This is a genomic window from Micromonospora sp. NPDC049201 (assembly GCF_055586805.1).
Window position 1 is genome coordinate 31,539 of the sequence record NZ_JBVJHM010000019.1, and the last position, 19,623, is coordinate 51,161.

A 19,623-nucleotide genomic window follows, 5' to 3' on the forward strand; every position below is an offset into this window, starting at 1 on the left:
TCCCGCAGTCGCGAACGAGAGGCGGGCGCCGTGAGCGCGAGGAACGCAGCGCAGCGGAGTCCCGCAGTCGCGAACGAAAGGCGGGCACCGTGAGCGCGAGGAACGCAGCGCAGCGGAGTCCCGCAGTCGCGAACGAGAGGCAGGCGCCGTGAGTGAGGACGACCGGATCGCGGTGGTGGGGCTGGCCTGCCGGGTGCCCGGCGCGGACGACGCGGTCACCCTGTGGCGCAACCTGCTGGCCGGCACGGTGTCGGTACGCCGGCTGACCGCCGCCGCCGGCGCGCCCACCGACCCCGACTGGGTGCCGGTGTTCGGCCGGCTCGACGACCTGGCGGGTTTCGACGCGGACCTGTTCGGCTACCCGGCCGGGGCGGCGGCGCTGCTCGACCCGCAGCACCGGCTGTTCCTGGAGGTGGCCTGGCACGCGCTGGAGGACGCCGGCATCGACCCCGACCGCGACCCGGCCCAGATCGGCGTGTTCGCCGGCTGCGGCCCCAACCGCTACCTGCGTCACCACCTGCTGGGCAGCCCGGCCCTGCGGCCCGCCGCCGGGGACCTGGCCGAGGACTGGGACGACGTGCTGACCGGCGCCGACGGCGACTACCTGCCGACCCGTGCCGCGTTCGCGCTGGGCCTGACCGGGCCGGCGGTGGCGGTCCGGACCGCCTGCTCGACCTCGCTGGTCGCGGTCTGCCAGGCCGCGCAGAGCCTGCTGGACTACCGCTGCGACGTGGTGGTCGCCGGTGGGGCGGCGGTGGTGTCGACCCGGCAGGCCGGCTACCGCCTGCGGCCGGGCGGCCTGCTGGCCACCGACGGGGTGTGCCGCCCCTACGACGCGGCGGCCACCGGGCAGGTGTTCGGCAACGGCGCGGGCGCGGTGGTGCTCAAACGGCTCGCCGACGCGCGCGCCGACGGCGACCACGTGCACGCCGTCCTGGCCGGTTGGGCGGTGAACAACGACGGCGCGGACCGGCCCGGCTTCACCGTGCCGGGCGTGGCCGGGCAGGCGGCGGTGCTGGCGGAGGCGTTGGCGTCGGTGGGCTGGGATCCGGCCGACGTGGGCTACCTGGAGGGCCACGGCACCGGCACGCCGGTCGGTGACGCGATCGAGGTCGAGGCGCTGGCCCGGGCCCGGCGGGGGAGCCGGGCCCCGCTGCTGCTCGGCTCGGTGAAGGGCAACGTCGGCAACCTGGACGCCGCCGCCGGCGTGATCTCACTGATCAAGGCCGCGTACGCGGTCCGGACCGGGCAGGTGCCGGGCACGGCGCACTTCACCGGCGCGCACCGCGACGTCGACCCGGCCGCGGCGGGCATCGAGGTGACCGCGCGGACCCGGTCGTGGGACGGGCCGCGGCGGGCCGGGGTCAGCTCGTTCGGCCTCGGCGGCACCAACGCGCACGTGCTGGTGGAGCAGGCGGATGCCGCGGGCGACCGGGACGGTCCGGCCGCCGCCGGCGAACGGGTGGTGCTCGGCCTGTCGGCGGGCAGCCCGACCGCGTTGCGGGAGCTGGCCGGGCGACTGGCCACGCGGCTGACCGAGGGCGACGTCGCGGTCGCCGACGTGGCGTACACGCTGGCGGTGGGCCGGCGGCGGCTGGCTTACCGGGGCGCGGTCGGGTGCGCCGACGTGCCGGAGGCGGTCGCGCAGCTCACCGCGTTCGCCGGGGGTGGGCCGGTGGCCGAGGACGTCGCGACCCGGTCCTGGCGCGACGGTGGCGACCTGCCGGTGGCGCGGGGACGGCGGGTGCCGCTGCCCGGCTATCCGTTCCAGCGGACCCGGCACTGGGTCGAGGCGGTGCGATGACCGGCCCCCACCTGCCGTATCCCGACATGTGCCTGCCCGACCTGGTCGCCGGACACGCCGCCCGGCGACCCGACGCGCCGGCCGTGACGCAGGGCGGCCGGACGCTGAGCTACGCCGACCTGGTCGGCCGCGCCGCCGCCCTCGCCGCGTCGCTGCGCGCGGACGGCGTCGCCCCGGACGACCTGGTGGGCGTCTGCGTGGACCGCCGCCCGGACCTGGTGGTGGCGCTGCTGGGCGTGCAGGCGGCCGGCGCCGGCTACGTTCCGCTCGACCCGGCGCTGCCGGCGCCGCGACTGCGCGAGCTGGCCGCCGAGGCCCGCCTGCGCGTCGTGGTGGGCGCGCCGGCCGTCGCGCCCGGCGTCTTCGCCGATGACACCGTGCGGGACATACCCGCGTCGACGGTTCGCTGGCGGCCGACGCCCGCCACGCCGGCCACCACCGCGTACGTGATGTTCACGTCGGGGTCGACCGGGCGGCCCAAGGGGGCGGTGATCGAGCACCGGGCGCTGACCGAGGCGGTCACCGGCATCGCGGAGTTCTCCGGCTTCGGCCCCTCGACCCGCTGCCTGGCCTTCGCCTCGATCGGGTTCGACGCGTCGGTGGCCGACCTGCTCGCCCCGCTCGCCGCCGGTGGCACCGTCGTGCTGGCCGGTGACGCCGAGCGGGCCGACCCGACCCGGCTGTACCGCATCTGTGCCGAGCAGGACGTCGACGTGGTGGTGCTGCCGCCGCCGGTCCTGCCGCTGCTGGACCCGGCCCGGCTGCCCGGCGTACGGCTGGTGATGACCGGCGGGGAGGCGACCGGCCCGGAGCAGGTCGGCCGGTGGACCGAGGGCGGCCGGCGGTTCGTCAGCGTCTACGGCCCGACCGAGGCGACCGTGCTGGTGACCTGGTTCGAGGGCAGCGGCGTGTGGACCCGGCCCATCCCGATCGGCCGGCCGGCCGCCAACCACCGCATCCACCTCGTCGACGACCGGTTCCGCGAGGTCGGTCCCGGCGAGATCGGTGAGGTGCTGGCCGGCGGGCCCGGTCTCGGCCGGGGCTACCTGTTCGACGCCGCGCGCACCGCCGAGCGGTTCGTCCCGGACCCGTTCACCGACCGGCCCGGGCAGCGCCTCTACCGCACCGGTGACCTGGCCCGCCGGCTGCCGGACGGGAACCTGGAGTTCCTCGGCCGGGCCGACCGGCAGGTCAAGATCCGCGGGCAGCGCATCGAGTTGGGCGAGGTGGAGGCGGTGCTGCGCCGCCACCCCGACGTCGACCTGGCCAGCGTCCAGGCGGGCGGCGGCCCCGGCGGGCCGGAACTCGTCGCGTACGTGGCGACCCGCCTGGACGTGGCCGAGCTGCGCGCCCACTGCGCGCGGCTGCTGCCGGCGACGGCCGTGCCGGCGCGGATGCACACCATGCCCGCGCTGCCGGTCACCATCAACGGCAAGATCGACGTCGACCGGCTGGCCGCGCTCACCGCCGCCGCGCCGGAGCCGGCGCCGACCGGCGAGGCGCCGGCGACCGACACCGAACGCCTCGTCGCGCGGGCGTGGTCGGCGCTGCTGAACGCGCCGGCCGTCGACCGCGACGCGGACTTCTTCCACCACGGTGGACACTCGATCGCTGCGATGCGGCTCGTCGCCGACCTGCGGGAGCGGCTGGGCCGGGACGTCGCGGTCGAGGACGTGCTGCTCGGGCGGACGCTGCGCGGCATCGCCGCCCGCGTCGACGCCGCCGCCGGGACCGGCCCGACCGCCGCCGTCCAGGGGCGCCCGCCCGCCCTGTCCCCGGCGCAGCGCCGGCTGTGGTTCCTCGACCGCTACTTCCCGGCCGCCGCGTCCGCCTACAACGTCGCCTTCGCCGAACGGCTCACCGGCGGACTCGACGTCGCGGCCCTCGCCACCGCGCTGACCGCCGTCGCGGACCGCCAGCAGATCCTGCGGTGGCGCATCCCCGACACCGACGGCGTGCCCTACGCCGTGGTCGACCCGCCCGCGCCGGTGCCGCTGCCGGTACGTGACCTGCCGCCGGGCACGGACCTCGCCACGCACCTCGCGGCCGGCGCGGCGAGGCCGTTCACGCTGGCCACCGACGCGCTGTGGCGGGCCGAGCTGATCCGGACCGGCGTCGACGAGCACGTGCTGGCCGTCTACGCCCACCACGCCGTGTTCGACGGCTGGTCCCAGTCGCTGTTCCACGCCGACCTGGCCACCGCCTACCGCGCCGCGCTCGGGCAGGGGCCGCCGCTGCCGCCGCTGGCCGCCACCTACGGCGACTACGTCGCGTGGCGCGAGGAGCGCTCCCGACGCCGCGGCGCGTCCGACCTGGACTGGTGGCTGGCGCACCTGACCGGCGCGCCCGTGGTGGTGGAGCTGCCCGGGGGACGGCAGCGGCCGGCCGAGCAGACGTACGCCAGCGCGACGGCCGGCACCCGGCTGGACCGGGCCGCCACCACCGCCCTGACCGACCTCGCCGCCGGGCTCGGCGCGACCCCGGCCGCCACCGTGCTGGCCGCGTTCGCGCTGGTCCTGGCCCGCCGTACCGGCCTGCCCGACCTGCTCGTGGGCACCCCGACGGTGGACCGGCGCGCGGCCGACTTCGCGCCGATGGTCGGGTTCTTCATCGAGATCGCGCCGCTGCGGCTGCGTCCGCTCCCGGAGGCCGGCTTCGCCGCGCACGTCCGCGCCGCCTGGGCGGAGCTGCTCGCCGCGCTCGCCCACCCGGAGGCGCCTGTGGAACGCGTCGTCGGCGGGTTCGGCCTGGGCGGCCTGCTGGACCGCAGCCCGCTGGTGCAGGTGCTGTTCAACATGTACACGTTCGACGAGCCGAAACTGGAGCTGGCCGGCCTGACCAGCGAGCCGGTGCCGGTGGCCGCGCCCGGGTCCCCGTTCGACCTCACCCTGTACGGCGTGACCCGGGACGGGCAGCTCCGGGTGGAGATCGTGTTCAACCCCGACGTCTACGGCCGCGAGCTGATGGCGGCCGTGCTGGGCGAGGTGGAGCGGGTGCTGCGCGCCGGGGCCGCCGATCCCGGGCGGCCGGTCTCCGAGCTGCCCGCCTGGATGGCCGTTCCCGCCGGGAGCCCGGGCGAGGTGCCCCGGGCCGCGCCGGTGACCCGCGCCACGAGCCGGCCGGGAGCGACCGCCGCCCGCCCGGCCACCGCCACCGAACGGCGGATCGCGTCGGTCTGGTGCGACGTGCTCGGCGTGCCCGAGGTGGCCGCGACGGACAGCTTCTTCGACGTCGGCGGCGGCTCGCTGGCCGTCGCCGTCGTGCAGCGGCAGCTCAACCGGCTGCTCGGCACCGACCTGCGGGTGGTGGACCTGTTCCACCACCCGACCGTCCGCGCGCTCGCCGCGCACCTGGACAACGGCCACGCCGCCGGGTCGCCCGGCGACAGCGCCGAGGACGCGGCGGTGGAACGGGCCGCCCGCCGGGGCGCGGTGCGCCGCCAGCGGGTGCTGCGCCGGGCCGCCGACGGGCCGGCCGGGGTGGGTGAACCGGAATGACGCACCTGGTGCCCCTCGGCGACACCGGCTGGTCGGTCTGGCGGGACGCGCTGCTGCGCGGCGCCGGGTTCCCGGCCGACGGCCTGGACCGCTTCGCCGCCCCGGAGTGCGCCGCCGCCGCCGACCGGCACCTCGCCGGCCAGGCGGACGACGCCGCGTTCCCGGCCGCGTACGCCGACGCCACCCGGGCGGCGTCGGCGGCGGTGTGCGGGATCGCCGCCGACCCGCTGTTCCGCGAGGCCGTCACCTGGCAGAACCCGGACGTGCTGGTGGCGCTGGACGGGCTGGTCCGCGACGGCCCGGACGGGCCACGCAACGTCCGCCGCCGGGGCCGGGAGAACGTCGTCGCCGGCTACTGGCAGCGCTACGTCGCCAAGTGCGAGACCATCGGCTTCTTCGGCCCGGTGTGCTGGGGCGTGGTGGCGCCGGGTCCGGCTGCCGTCACCGCCCGGCCCGGCCCCGACCTGCTCCGTCGGCGCGTCGTCCACCTGGAACACTGGGCGCTGTCCGCGTACGCCGACCGGCTGGTGGCGGACCCGCTGCTGCGGTCGTGGCTGGCCCCCAGGCTGGCGCCGCACGCCCACCTGGACGGGCGGGTCGTGCACCGGCCCGCCCAGCGTCCCGCCCCGGTGTCGCTCACCGAGTCGATCGCGCTGGCCCGCTGCGACGGACGCCGCCCCGCCCGGGAGATCGTCGACGACCTGGTCCGCGACGAACAGGCCGGCGTGCGCCGGCCCGAGGAGGGCTTCCTGCTCCTCGCCCACCTGGCCGAGCGGGGGTTGCTGCGCTGGGACTTCGACCTGCCGCCGGGCTTCGCCGCGGAGGCGGGCCTGCGCGAGCGGATCGACGCCGTCGGCGATCCGGCGGCCCGGGAGCCGGCCCGCGCCGGACTGGACCGGCTCGCCGCCGCCCGCGACCGCGTCGCCGACGCCGCCGGTGACCCCGCCGCGCTGGCCGCCGCGCTGGCCGCCCTGGACACCGAGTTCACCGGACTGACCGGCCGCCCGCCGCGCCGCCGGGCCGGGCAGAACTACGCCGGGCGGGCGCTGTGCCACGAGGAGACCGTCCGCGACGTCGAGTTCACCGTCGGCCGTGACCTGCTCGACGCCCTCGCCCCGGCGCTGGACCTGCCGTTGCGGGCCGCGCGCTGGCTCACCGCCGAGCTGGCCACGGCGTACGGCGACGCGCTGCGTGACCTCCACGACGACCTGAGCGTTGACGGGCCGGTCCGGCTCGGGGACCTGTGGTTCGTCGCCCAGGGCCCGTTGTTCGGTCCCGACGACCGGCCCGCCGACCGGGTCGCGCGCGAGTTCGCCGCCCGCTGGGAACGGGTGCTCCGGCTCGCCGACCTGCCCGCCGGCACCGCGCGGCTGACCGTCGACGCGGCCGAGCTGGCGCCCCGGGTCGCGGCCGAGTTCCCGGCGACCCGCCCCGGCTGGAGCGCGGGCCGGATCCACAGCCCGGACCTCCAGCTCGTGACGGAGTCGCCCGACGCCGAGTTCGTCGCGGTGCTCGGCGAGCTGCACGCCGCGTACCCGACGTTCAACGCCGAGCTGTTCACCCACTGCCATCCCGACCTGGCGCGGCTGCGCCGGGCGTACGCGGCGGACCTGGGCCCGGCGCGGCTGCGTCCGGTCTACCCGGTCGACTTCCCCCGGGTCGGCGGCCGGCTGTCGGCGTCCCTGTTCGGGCCGGACGACCACCGGCTCGCGTTCGCCGACGCCCCCGGCGCGGGCCGGGACCGGCTGGTGCCGGCCAACGCCGCGGTGGTCTCCGAGGTGGCCGGCGTGCTGGTGGCGACCGGCCCCGACGGCACCCGCTGGCCGCTTGTCGAGGTGTTCTCCGACCTGATCGCGGTGCACGCCGGCGACGCGTTCAAGCTCATCACCGAACGCCCGCACAGCCCCCGGGTCACCGTGGACCGGCTGGTGCTGGCCCGGGAGACGTGGCGCGTCACCGTCGGGGCGACCGGCCTGACCGACGCCGTCGACCCGGCGCGCCGTTACCTCGCGGTACGCCGGTGGCGGGCCGCGCTGGGCCTGCCGGAGCGGGTCTTCGTCCGGGTGGCCACCGAGCTGAAACCCGAGTACGTCGACCTGACCAGCCCGCTCTACGCCAACCGGCTCTGCCTGATGCTGCGGGCGGCCCGGCGGGCGGGCGGCGCGGACGTGCCGGTGACGGTGACCGAGGTGCTGCCCACGCCGGCGCAGGCGTGGCTGCCCGACGGCCGGGACCGCCACTACGTCAGCGAGCTGCGCCTGCACATCCGCGATGCCGCCGAGCCGGAGGTCATGCCGTGACGAACGAGACAGTGGAGCCGATCGCGATCGTCGGGCTCAGCCTGCGCGTGCCGGGCGCGGCCTCGGCGGAGCGGTTCTGGCGCAACCTGGTCGACGGCGCCGAGTCGTTCACCCGGTTCAGCCGCGCGGAACTGCTGGCCCGGGGCGTCGCCGCCGACGAACTCGACGATCCGGCGTACGTGCCGGTGGCCGCCGTGCTCGACCAGGTCGACCAGTTCGACGCCGGCCTGTTCGGGATGAGCCCGCGCGACGCGGAGCTGGCCGACCCGCAGCAGCGGCTGTTCCTGGAACACGCGCACGCCGCGCTGACCGACGCCGGCTGCGACCCGGCCCGCTACGACGGCGAGATCGGCGTGTACGCGGGCGGCAACGCCGACCTCTACCAGTGGCTCAACGTCCGGCGGAACCCGCGCGCGCTGGCCGACGCCGGTGAGCTGCGGGTGTCGTTGGGCAACAAGCCGGACTACCTGGCCAGCACCGTGTCGTTCCGGCTCGGTCTGCGCGGCCCGGCGATGACCGTGCAGACCGCCTGTTCGTCGTCGCTTGTCGCGGTGCACCTGGCCAGCGAGGCGCTGCGCAACGGCGAGTGCGACACGGCGCTCGCGGGCGGCGTCTGCGTGGAGCTGCCGCACGCCGTCGGGTACGTCGCGGACGAGGGCTACACCTCCGCCGACGGGCACTGTCGCCCGTTCGACGCACGCGCCGACGGCACCGTCTACGGCAGCGGCGTCGGTGTCGTCGTGCTCAAGCGGCTGTCCGACGCGCGGGCCGACGGGGACGACATCCGGGCGCTGATCATCGGCAACGCGGTCAACAACGACGGCGCGACCAAGGCCGGCTTCACCGCGCCCAGCGTCACCGGCCAGGTGGAGGTCGTCGTGCAGGCCCTCGCGGTGGCCGGCGTCGCCCCGCGCTCGGTCAGCTACGTGGAGGCGCACGGCACCGGCACGGTCCTGGGCGACTCGATCGAGATCGCGGCGTTGAGCGCGGCGTACGGGCGGCGCACCGCCGAGCGGGGCTGGTGCGGGGTCGGCTCGACGAAGGCCAACATCGGTCACCTCAGCGCGGCCGGCGGCGTGGTCGGCCTGATCAAGACCGTGCTGTCGATGCGGCACCGGCTGATCCCGCCCAGCATCAACCACGACCGGCCCCACCCGGAGATCGACTTCGCGGCGAGCCCGTTCTACGTGGTGTCGACGCTGACCAAGTGGGAGCCGGCGGAGCAGCGCCCGCTGCGGGCCGGGGTCAGCTCGCTCGGCCTCGGCGGCACCAACGCGCACCTGGTGCTCCAGGAGGCCCCACCGCTCGCCCCCACCGAACCGGACGACGGCGGCGGGGAGCTGCTCCAGGTGTCCGCCGCGACCCCGGCCGCGCTGGCGGCGGCGTGCGCCGGGCTGGCCGCCCACCTCACCGACCGGCCGGAGCTGGAGTTGCGCGACGTGGCGTACACGCTGCGGGAGGGACGGCCGGCCTACCGGCACCGGGCCGCGGTGGTCGCGGTGGACCGGACCCGGGCGGCGGCTGCCCTGACCGATCCGCGACGCCGGGGCGACGGGGACGCGGCGCACCCGCCCCGGGTGGGTCTGCTCTTCTCCGGCCAGGGCTCGGCGCACCCGGGCATGGGCGCGCACCTGGCCGCGACCGAGCCGGTCTTCGCCGCCGCGGTCGAGGAGTGCGCCCGGGTCCTCGGCCGGGACCCGCACGAGCTGCTCGTCGGCGCGGGACCCGGGGCCGACGAGCGACTGGCCGAGCCGGAGGTGCTGCAACCCGCGCTGTTCACGGTCGGGTACGCGCTGGCGACGCTGTGGCGGCACTGGGGCGTCACGCCCGCCGCGATGCTCGGCCACTCCATCGGCGAGCTGGTGGCGGCCACCGTCGCCGGGGTCTTCGACCTGCCCGACGCGGTGCGCCTCGCCGCCGCCCGGGGCCGGCTGGTCCGGGCCGCGCCGGGGGGCCGGATGCTCGCCGTGCAGCGCGGCGCCGACGAGATCACGCCGCTGCTGCCGGCCGGCGTCGCGGTGGCGATCAGCAACGGGCCGCAGACCTGCGTGCTGGCCGGCGCGCCGGAGCCGGTGACCGCGTTCGCCGACACGCTGCGCGGGCGCGGCATCGGCTGCACCCCGCTGCGGACGCCGTACGCGATGCACGTGCCGCTGCTGGAGCCGGTGCGCGACGAGTTCGCGGCGCTGGTGGCGGCGGTGCCGCGCCGGGCGCCGGCGAGTCCGGTGTGGTCGGCGGCGACCGCCGCGCCGTTCACCGCCGCGCAGCTCGCCGACCCGGCGTACTGGGCGGAGCAACTGTGCCGGCCGGTGCGCTTCGGGGCCACGGTGGCGGCCCTCGCGGCGACCGGCCCGCCCGACGGGTGGCTGCTGCTGGAGTGCGGCCCCGGCCGCCAGCTCGCCGGGCTGGCCCGGCTCAGCCTGCCGCCGGGGGCCCGCGCGCCGCTGCGCACGCTGCCCGCGCCGGGGGAGCGGCTGACCGACCGGCAGACCGCCCACGAGGCGGCCGGCCGGTTGTGGACCGCCGGGGTGCCGGTCCACCTGCCCACGCCCGGCCGGCCGCGCCGGGTGTCCCTGCCCGGCTACCCGTACCAGCGGACCCGGCACTGGATCGACCCGGCGCCGGTGGCCGCGGCGCCCGCCGCGCCGGCCGCCGACCGCCGCCACGACGACGGCGTCGTCGAGGTTCCCCTCTGGCGTGAGCTGCCCGCCCCGGCGTCCGCCGACGTGCCGGCCGCGCTGCTGTTGTTCGCCTCCGGCCGGCGGGGCACGGCACTGGCGGAGCGGCTGCGGGAACGCGGCGTCGACGTCACGGTGGTCCGCCCCGGGCCGGCCTTCGCGGTCCGCCCGGACGGTTACCAGGTGCGGCCGACAAGCGTCGCCGACCACCGCCGGCTGCTCGACGAGTGCGCCGACGACGAGCGCGCCGGCCGGGTCGTGCACGCCTGGCCGCTCGACGGGGATCCGGCCGGCTCCGACGTGGCGGCCGTGTCGGCGGCCCAGGACCACGGCTACCTCGCGCTGCTGACGCTGCTGGAGGCGCTGTCGGACACCGACGTGGAGCTGGACGTGGTGACCGCCGGAGTGGCCGACGTGACCGGCGCCGACCTGCTGCGCCCGGAACACGCGACGGTCGCCGGGGTGGTGCGTTCGGCGCCGCTGGAACGCCCGCGGCTGCGTGCTCACTGGATCGACGCCGACCCGGGCGAATCCGCGGTCGACCCGCTGGCCGACGAGCTGCTCGGCGCCGACCGGGCCGAGGCGGTCGCGCTGCGGCTCGGTGGGCGTCGCTGGATGCGCGAGTTCGCGGCGGTGCCGGCCGGCGGTCGGGCCGGTTCCGGGCCGGTCGTCCGGGACGGCGGGCGGTATCTGATCACGGGCGGCGCGGGCCTGGTCGGCGGCGCGTTCGCCGCCGAGCTGGCCCGGCCCGGCGCGCGGCTGGTGCTGGTGAGCCGCGCCACCGCGCCGCCGGCCGCCCGGATCGAGGCGTTGGAGCGGGCGGGCGCCCGGGTGCGGCACCTCACCGCCGACGTGGCCGACCCGGACGCGATGCGGGCGGTCCGCGCCGAGGTGCTGCGCGACCTCGGCGGTCTCGACGGCATCATCCACGCCGCGCGGCGGCCGGACACCGGCCCGGCCGCCGGGTCACGGCTGGCGGAGGCCGCCGCGGAGCTGCGGCCGAAGCTCACCGGCGCGCTGGTGCTGCGCGAGGTCTTCGGTGACCTGCCGCTGGACTTCGTGGCGCTCAGCGCCTCGGTGACCGCGCTCGCCGGTGGCCTGGGCCGGGTCGACGACACGGCGGCCAACGCGTTCCTCGACGCGTACGCCCGCGCCCCGCACGGCTGGCCGACCCGGGTGGTGGCGCTGGCCTGGGGCGCGTGGCGGGAGGACGGCGTGCCCGACCACGACGGGCTACCCGCCGCGGCGGCGACGGCGGCGGCGCGGCGGGTCCTCGCCGAGGGCCGCGCCGGCTCGGTCGCGATCGGCGCGTACACCGTGGCCGCGGTCGCCGGCCACGAGCGGCGGCTCGCCTCGGTCACCGCCGCGACCACCGCCACCGCGACCGCCGTCGACGGCGACCTGACCGCCACCGTCGCCGGGATCTTCCGCGACGTCCTGGGCGTCGCCGAGGTCGGCCCCTACGACGACTTCTTCCGGCTCGGCGGCACCTCGTTGGTGGCGGCGCACCTGGTGCTGCGCATCCGCCAGGCCGTCGGCGCCCGGCTGTCCATGCGGGTGCTGTTCGACGCGCCGACGGTCGCCGCGATGGCCGCCCGGATCGAGGCGCTGCGCGCCTCCCCGCCGGCCACGGCGGCGGAGGCACCGATCCCGCGCCTGCGCCGGCCGGGGCGGCCGGCGTGACCGAGTCGCCGCCGGACCTCACCCCGGTCGACGGCGTCTACCGCACCGCCGCCTCGTACGCCCAGGAGCGGGTCTGGTTCACCGCCCAGCTCAGCCCGGGGCAGCCGCTGTTCACGATGACCGACGCGGTCACCCTGCCGGCCGGGGCGGGCCCGGAGCAGGCGCTCGCCGCGCTGCGGACGGTCACCGAACGGCACGAGGCGCTGCGCACCACGCTGTGCCTGGTGGACGGCGAGCTCCGGCAGGACATCCACCCGACCGTGCCGGTGGAGCTGCCGGTGACCGACCTGTCCGGGCTGCCGCCGCCGGAGCGGGAGCGTGCCCGCGTCGGGATCGTCGCCGAGTACGCCCGCCTCGACCTGCCGATGGACGGCCTGCCGCTGTGGCGGGCGCGGCTGCTGCGGCTCGACGCGGACACCTGGTGGCTGCTCTTCGCCGGTCACCACGTGATCCTCGACGGCACGTCGCTGCTCAACCTGCGCGCGGAGCTGACCGAACTGTGCGCCGCCGCGGTGGCGGGCCGCGCGCCGGACCTGCCCGACCTGCCAGTCCAGTACGCCGACTACGCGGCCTGGGAACGCGACCGTCTCGACGGGCCCCGCCGGGGCGAGCTGCGCGCGTACTGGCGGGAGACGCTGGCCGGCCTGCCCGCCGTGCACGGGCTGACCACCGACCGCCCGCGCCCGTCGACGCGTGCGTTCCACGGCGCCGACGTGCGCCGCGCCCTGCCCGACGGCGTGGCGGAGGCGTTGCCCGAGCTGTCCCGGCAGACCGCCGCCACCCCGTTCATGGTGCAGCTCGCCGCGTTCGTGGCGTTGCTGCACCGGCTGTCGGGCAGCGACGACGTCGTGGTCGGCATGCCGGTGGCCGGCCGGGACCGCGCCGAGCTGGAACCGCTGCTCGGCATGTTCATGAACATGCTGGCGCTGCGCGTCGACGTCTCCGGTGATCCGCCGTTCCGGACGCTGGTCCGCCGGGTCCGCCGGGTGGTGCTCGACGCGTGGGACCACCAGGACATGCCGTTCCAGAAGCTGGTCGAGGACCTGGCGGTGCGCCGCGACCCCGGTCTGCCGCCGCTCTACCAGGTGACGTTCCACCACCTGCCGACCGGGCGCGGCGCGGCGTTCGGCGGCGCGATGGACGACCTGTCGCTGGAGATCGCCGGCGACGAGCTGCGGCTGGAGTACGACACCGCGCTGTTCGAGCCGGCCGGCATGGCCGCGTTCGCGGACCGATACCTGCTGCTGCTCGCCACCGCCGTCGCGTCGCCGCAGACCCGGGTGGGCGCGCTGCCGGTCATGTCGGACGCCGAACGGGACCGGGTGGTGGCCGGCTGGAACGACACCGCCGCCCCGGTGCGCCGGAGCACCCTGGCCGAGTTGTTCGACGCCCAGGTCCGGCGCACGCCGGACGCGGTGGCGCTTGTCGACGGCGACACCCGGCTGACCTACGCCGAGTTGTCCGCCGCCGCCGACCGGGTGGCCCGGCGGCTGACCGCCCACGGGGTGGGGCCCGAGTCGGTCGTCGCCGTCCACGAGCCCCGCTCCACCCGTCTCGTCGCCGGGCTGCTCGGCGTCCACCGGGCCGGCGCGGCGTACCTGCCGCTGGACCCGGACCATCCGCCGGAGCGGCTGGCGTTCATGCTGACCGACGCCGGCGCGGAGGTGCTGCTCGCCGACGAGGTGCCGACCGGCCTCACCGGGGCGGGCGTGGTGCTGCCGTTGACCGGTCCGGACCGGCCGGTGCCGGCGGGCGGACCGGATCGGCCGGTGCCGCGGACCGGTCCGGACCGGCCGGGACCGGTGCCGGGCCGGGCCGCCGGGCCGGGCAACGCGGCCTACGTGATCTACACCTCCGGGTCCACCGGGCGACCGAAGGGCGTGGTCAACGCGCACGACGGCGTGGTCAACCGGCTCGACTGGATGCAGGACGCCTTCGCGTTGGGGCCGGACGACGCGGTGCTGCACAAGACGCCGATCGGGTTCGACGTGTCGGTGTGGGAGGTGTTCTGGCCGCTCGTGGTGGGCGCGCGGCTGGTGCTGGCCGCGCCGGGCGGGCACCGCGACCCGGCGTACCTGCGGGAGTTGATCGCCCGCGAGCGGATCACCACCGTCCACTTCGTGCCGTCGATGCTGGACGCGTTCCTGGCCACCGCCGACGCCGCCGACCTGGCCCGGTGCGGCTCGCTGCGGCGGATCGTGTGCAGCGGTGAGGAACTGCCGCTGGACCTCGCCCGCCGGGCCGTGGCCGCGCTCCCGGCGGCGTCGCTGCACAACCTCTACGGGCCCACCGAGGCGGCGATCGACGTGACCGCCTGGGCGGCCACGCCCGCCGCGCTGGCCGCCGTCACCCGGGTGCCGATCGGTGCGCCGATCCGCAACGTGCGCGTCCACGTGCTCGACCGGGCCATGCGGCCGGTGCCGGTCGGGGTGGCCGGGCAGCTCCACCTCGGCGGGGTGCAGGTGGCCCGGGGCTACCTGCGCCGGCCCGGGCTCACCGCCGACGCGTTCCGCCCCGACCCGTTCGGCGCGGCCGGCGGGCGGCTCTACGCCACCGGCGACCGGGCCCGCTGGCGGGCCGACGGGACCCTGGAGTACCTCGGCCGCCTCGACGACCAGGTGAAGCTGCGGGGACTGCGGATCGAACCGGGGGAGATCGCCGCCGTGCTGCGCGAGCAGCCGGGCGTCGGCGCCGCCGCCGTCGCGGTCCGCGGCGCCGCGCCCGCCGGCCAGCGCCTGGTCGCGTACGTGACACCGGCGGCGGGCGCCGGGGCGGTGGACCCGGCGGCGCTGCGGGAGGCGCTGCGGCGGCGGCTGCCGGACTACATGGTGCCGTCGGCGTTCGTGCCGCTGGACGCGCTGCCCCTGTCCGCCAACGGGAAACTGGACACCGCCGCGCTGCCCGACCCGGTGCCCGACGGCGGCGGGACCGCCGCGCACCGCCCACCGGTCACCCCTGTCGAACGGGCCGTCGCCGCCGCCTGGCAGGACGCGCTCGGGGTCGCCGACGTCGGCCTCGACGACGACTTCTTCGCCCTCGGCGGGCACTCGCTGCTGGCGATCCGGATGCTGGCCACGCTGCGCGCGGCGTACGGGCCGGTCGACGTCGGCGTGATGGACCTGTTCCAGCACCCCACCGTGGCGGGGCTGGCCGCGCTGATCGACGCTCCGGCCGACGACCGCCGGCGTCCACTGCTCTACGAGCTGACCCGGCCGGTGCCGGCGGAGCAGCGGGTGCGGTCCTACGTGTGCGTGCCCTACGGCGGCGGGCTGGCCAGCATCTACCAGCCGCTGGCCGACGAACTGCCGCCCGGGCACACGCTCTACTCGCTGGCCGTCCCCGGGCACGACGTCGGGGTCGACGACACCGAGCTGCCCTTCGACGAGCTGGTCGAGCGGTGCGTGGCCGAGATCGAGGACCGGGTGGACGGCCCGCTGGTCCTCTACGGCCACTGCGTCGGCGGCGCGCTGCTGACCGGCATCGCCCGGCGGCTGCACGAGCGGGGCCGGCCGATCGAGGCGATCTACGCCGGTGGCGTGTTCCCCACCGCCCGGCCGGACAACATGCTCGGCCGGCTGGTCGACTGGGTCGACGCGCGGGGCGCGGACCGGCGCTACGAGACGTTCCTGCGGTCGATCGGCGCCGAGCTGGCCGACCTGGACCCGGCCCAGGTCGACCGGTTCGTCCACCACGTGCGGCGCGAGGCGGCCGAGGCGCAGGAGCGGTTCACCGCCTGGCTGGACGCCGAGCCGGTCCGGGTCCCCGCGCCGGTGATCTCCGTCGTGGGCACCCACGACGTGCTCACCGAGTACTACGAGGAGCGCTACCGCGAGTGGGACTTCCTCGGCGGTTCCACCGCGCTGGTGGTGCTCGACCAGGCCGGGCACTACTTCGTCAAGCAGCGGGCCCGGGCGCTCGCCGAGGTGCTCACCCACCCGGGTCTGTCCGCGCCGGGCACCGCGCCCGCCCCGGTCGCCGGTGACGGCTGGGAACTCGCCGCGACCAGCGCCGACCCGGCCGCCGTCGAGGCCGGGGTGCAACCCGGCGTACGCCGGTTCCTGGCGCTCACCGCGAGCCAGCTCGTCTCGGCCACCGGCTCGGCGCTGACCCAGTGGGCGGTGCCGGTCTGGGTCTACCTGAGCACCGGCTCGATGCTGTGGTTCGGCCTGTCCGGGGTGATCGCCTACCTGCCGGCGCTGCTGGCGCTGCCGGTCGCCGGCACCGTCGCGGACCGGTTCGACAGGCGTCGGGTGCTGATCGCCGCCTGCGCGGTCGCGGTGACGGCGGAGGCGCTGCTGGCCACGCTGCTGTGGACCGACCGGCTGGGGCTGGCCGCCGTCTACACGCTGGTCTGCGTGCTCGGCGCGGCGTCGGTGTTCCAACGCATCACCTACCTGGCCGCGATCCCGCAGGTCGTGCCGAAGCGCTACCTGGGCCACGCCAACGGCATCGCCCAGCTCGCCGTGGGGCTCAGCTCGCTGGCGGTGCCGCTGCTGGCGGCGGGCCTGCTCGCGGCCGTCGGCCTGACCGGGGTGCTGGTGATCGACATGGTGAGCTACACGGTCGCCATCGGCGTGCTCGCGGTGGTCCGCTTCCCCCGGCTGCTCGGCCGCCGCCGCAAGGAGCCGTTCCTGGCCGAACTGGTCGGCGGGGCGCGGATGGCGTGGGCGGAGCCGGGCTTCCGGGCCATGCTCGGCTTCTTCTCGCTCTACAACCTCTGCCTGGCCAGCCTGCTGCTGGTGCCGCCGATGGTGCTGGCGTTCGGCACCATGGGCCAGGTCGGCACCGTGGCGTTCGCCGAGGCGCTGGGCGCGGTCCTGGGCGGGCTGGCGGTCGCGGTCTGGGGTGGACCGACCCGACGCCGGATGCCCGCGCTGATCGCCATCGCGTTCGGGGTCGCGATCAGCCTGGTGCTCAGCGGCGTACGCCCGAGCCTGTGGCTGATCGCGCTCGGCAGCTTCGGCGTGGGCCTCGGTCTGGGCCTGCACAACGGCATCTACCTGTCGCTCATCCAGGTGAAGGTGCCGCAGCGGTTCCACGGCCGGGTGCTGGCGATCATCCAGACGCTGACCTGGGCGACGTTGCCGCTGGGCTTCGCCGTGCTGGTGCCACTGAGCGGCGCCGTGCTCGAACCGATGTTCGCCCCGGGCGGCGCCCTGGCCGGCAGCGTCGGCGCGCTGATCGGGACCGGCCCCGGCCGGGGGCTCGGGTTCGCGTTCGTGGTGTCCGGCCTGGCGCTGGCCGTGGTGGCGGCGGGCGCCTACGGCATGCGCCGGCTACGCCACTTCGACACCGAGACCCCGGACGCCCCGGCGGACGCGACGCGGTGGCTACCGCGCGGGCGCCGGGTCGACGATCTGTAGCCGCAGCTCCGAGGCGTACGCCCGGCCGGCCGCGTCGGTCAGCCAGGCGTCGCCGGGGCCGGGCAGCAGCTCGGTGACGGTCAACCCGACCCGGTCCCCGCCCCGCTCGTGCGCGCCGCGCAGCAGCGTGCACAGCAGCCGGGTGTAGACGCCGCTGGTCAGGTCCACGAAGGTGGGCTTGAGTTCGGTGTCGACCCGGACGAAGACCTGCTCGGGCAGGCCGAGCGCCCGCCGCCAGCGCCGCACCGCGAGGTAGCGCGCCCGCTCGCCCTTCACCGTGTGCAGCCCGGTCGCGCCGACCGTGGTGCGCCACGTCTCCCGCACCAGCACCAGATCGTCGACGGTGACCCGGGGCGTGTGCCCGGCGTTCCCGGCCAGCTTCCACGTGTCGAACACCTGGTGGTCGACGAGCGGCGCGAACACCTCCAGCAGCGGCCACTGCCGCCCGTCCCCGGCGTACGCCCGCAGGCCGCCGTCGGCATCGGGTCGCACCGTGAGGTCGGTGATCGGCACGAGGCGGTCCGGGTCGGCGCCGGGGGCGCCGGTGAAGCCGAGCTGCGCGTCGGCGGGCCCGTGCAGCCACTCCGCGATGCGGGCGGTGTGCCGGGGCCAGTCCACCGGGGCCAGCAGCCGCACCCGGCCCTCGGGCAGGTCGGCGCGCATGGCGTCGCGCAGCCGCTGCGGGTCCGGGTGGCCGTGGGCGAAGAAGTGCGTGTCGAACGCGGCCAGGGCCACGTGCAGCTCGCCGAGCACGACGGTGACGTCGCCGCGTCGCAGCGCCGCCTCGTCCGGGGCGCACAGGTGCACGTCCGGGCTGTGGATCCGGGCGGCGGCCCAGCCGGGCGCGGTGGCGGGGAACGCGGCGGCGACCCGCGCGGTCAGCTCGGCGGCGTCGAAGCGCAACTCGCGGGCGTCGGGATCGGCGTCGGCCAGCCCGAGCACGGTCGCCCAGCGGGCCAGGAAGTCGGCGGTGACGGCGGCGCTGGGCGGGTCCGCCCCGAACACCACCGCCTGGGCGTGGAACCACAGGTCGGCCAGGGGCACGTCCGGGCTCCCCGCGTCGGCCGACAGGTCGCGGTGCAGCGCGGCCAGCGCGTCGGCGTACGCGTCGCCGATCGCCGCCGTCAGCCACCGCGCCGACAGCAGCAGCGGTTCCAGCGGGGCGAGCCGGCGCAGCAGCGCGTCGCCGAAGCGGATGTCGAGGTCGCGTACGGTCTCCAGGTGGCACAGGGTGCGCCCGGCGTACACCTCGCCGGGCTGGTGCCGCGCGGGCCGGCCGGTCAGCTCGACGAACCGGCGCTCCAGCGTGGACATCGCCGCGGCCAGGGTGTCGGGGTCGGCGGCGGCGGCCACCGCGTCGCGCAGCGCGCCGACCTCGGCCAGCTCGCCGAGCAGCCGGGCGCGGAGCGCGTCGTCGCCGATCGCGGCGAGCTGGTCGCGCAGCGCGTCCTCGGCGGTGAGGTCGACCGGCAGGTCGAAGCCGATCCGCAGCACGCCGCTGCCGGCGAGCGCGTCGAGTTGCGCGTGCACGTCGGCGGCGCGACGGAAACCGCTGGCCGGGTCCGCGAGCAGCCCGGCGACGAGGTCCCCGACCCGCGGTCGCCGCCGGGCCAGCGCCAGCAGCGCGGCCGTCCCCGCCGGCAGCGCCTGCGGCGCGCGGTGCGGGTGCCGCAGCACCCGGTCCCGCAGTGTCAGCTCCGGGGACAGGCGCACCGGCAGCCAGTCGCGGACGCCGGCCGCGCGGGCGAACGCCGCGCCGAGCGCGTCCAGCCCCCACCGTTCCAGGAAGACCCGGCGGTCCCGGGTCAGGGCCGGACCCGGCCGTACGGTGACGACCGGACCCGGGCCGCCCAGCTCGGTCCAGCAGATCGGGCCGAAGAAGCCGACCGTGTCGTTCTTGAGGCAGTAGCGCTGCCAGTACTTCGCCATTACCTCCTCCCGGTGGCGCCGGCGCAGGTTGCGCGGGGCGTGCGGGCCGTCCCGCCGGATCGCGTCGACGGCCACCAGCACCGCCGGGTTCTGCCAGGTGAGCGCCGTGCGGAACGCGTCGTCCCCGGCGACGTCGTGAACCGCCCGGCCCAGCTCGGCGGCGGCGGCGTCGAACGCGGCGTCGAACGTGGCCTCGTCGCAGGCCCCGGCGAGGTGGGCGTCGGCGACGGCGGCGAGCGCGGGCGCGGCGAACCGGCGCATCCCGGCGGCCGGGAAGCCGGCCGAGCGCAGCAGCGCGGAACGCCAGACGTGCCACGGGGTTCCGGTCAGGGGCGTGAGATGCTCTCGGGGCACCCGGCAATGGTAGGC

Annotated in this window: 6 protein-coding genes; 5 read left to right on the forward strand and 1 reads right to left on the reverse strand. The window is 77.2% G+C overall.

Annotated features, from left to right (window positions below; genetic code table 11):
- Positions 1-148 precede the first annotated feature (148 nt).
- From ACZ6O5_RS29895 to ACZ6O5_RS29915, 5 genes are read left to right on the forward strand one after another with little or no spacing between them, the layout of a single operon-like run.
- Positions 149-1,804: a beta-ketoacyl synthase N-terminal-like domain-containing protein gene (locus ACZ6O5_RS29895; protein ID WP_465981500.1), complete on the forward strand. Its 1,656-nt coding sequence runs from the start codon at positions 149-151 to the stop codon at positions 1,802-1,804.
- A complete protein-coding gene (locus ACZ6O5_RS29900; protein WP_465981502.1) occupies positions 1,801-5,301 on the forward strand; it encodes an acyl carrier protein in 3,501 nt (1,166 codons plus the stop codon). Before ACZ6O5_RS29895 ends, ACZ6O5_RS29900 begins: the two co-directional genes overlap by 4 nt.
- Positions 5,298-7,601 (forward strand): lantibiotic dehydratase, encoded by a 2,304-nt coding sequence (locus ACZ6O5_RS29905; RefSeq protein ID WP_465981504.1) that lies wholly within the window; start codon positions 5,298-5,300, stop codon positions 7,599-7,601. Before ACZ6O5_RS29900 ends, ACZ6O5_RS29905 begins: the two co-directional genes overlap by 4 nt.
- A complete protein-coding gene (locus ACZ6O5_RS29910) occupies positions 7,598-11,962 on the forward strand; it encodes a type I polyketide synthase (RefSeq protein ID WP_465981506.1) in 4,365 nt (1,454 codons plus the stop codon). The genes ACZ6O5_RS29905 and ACZ6O5_RS29910 overlap by 4 nt, the downstream gene beginning before the upstream one ends.
- Positions 11,959-17,325, forward strand: coding sequence for a non-ribosomal peptide synthetase/MFS transporter (locus ACZ6O5_RS29915; RefSeq protein ID WP_465981508.1), 5,367 nt, complete (start codon positions 11,959-11,961; stop codon positions 17,323-17,325). Before ACZ6O5_RS29910 ends, ACZ6O5_RS29915 begins: the two co-directional genes overlap by 4 nt.
- Here ACZ6O5_RS29915 and ACZ6O5_RS29920 read toward each other — a convergent pair.
- Positions 17,293-19,608, reverse strand: a complete 2,316-nt coding sequence (locus ACZ6O5_RS29920) for a lantibiotic dehydratase (protein WP_465981510.1) — start codon at positions 19,606-19,608, stop codon at positions 17,293-17,295. The genes ACZ6O5_RS29915 and ACZ6O5_RS29920 overlap by 33 nt on opposite strands.
- Positions 19,609-19,623 lie beyond the last annotated feature (15 nt).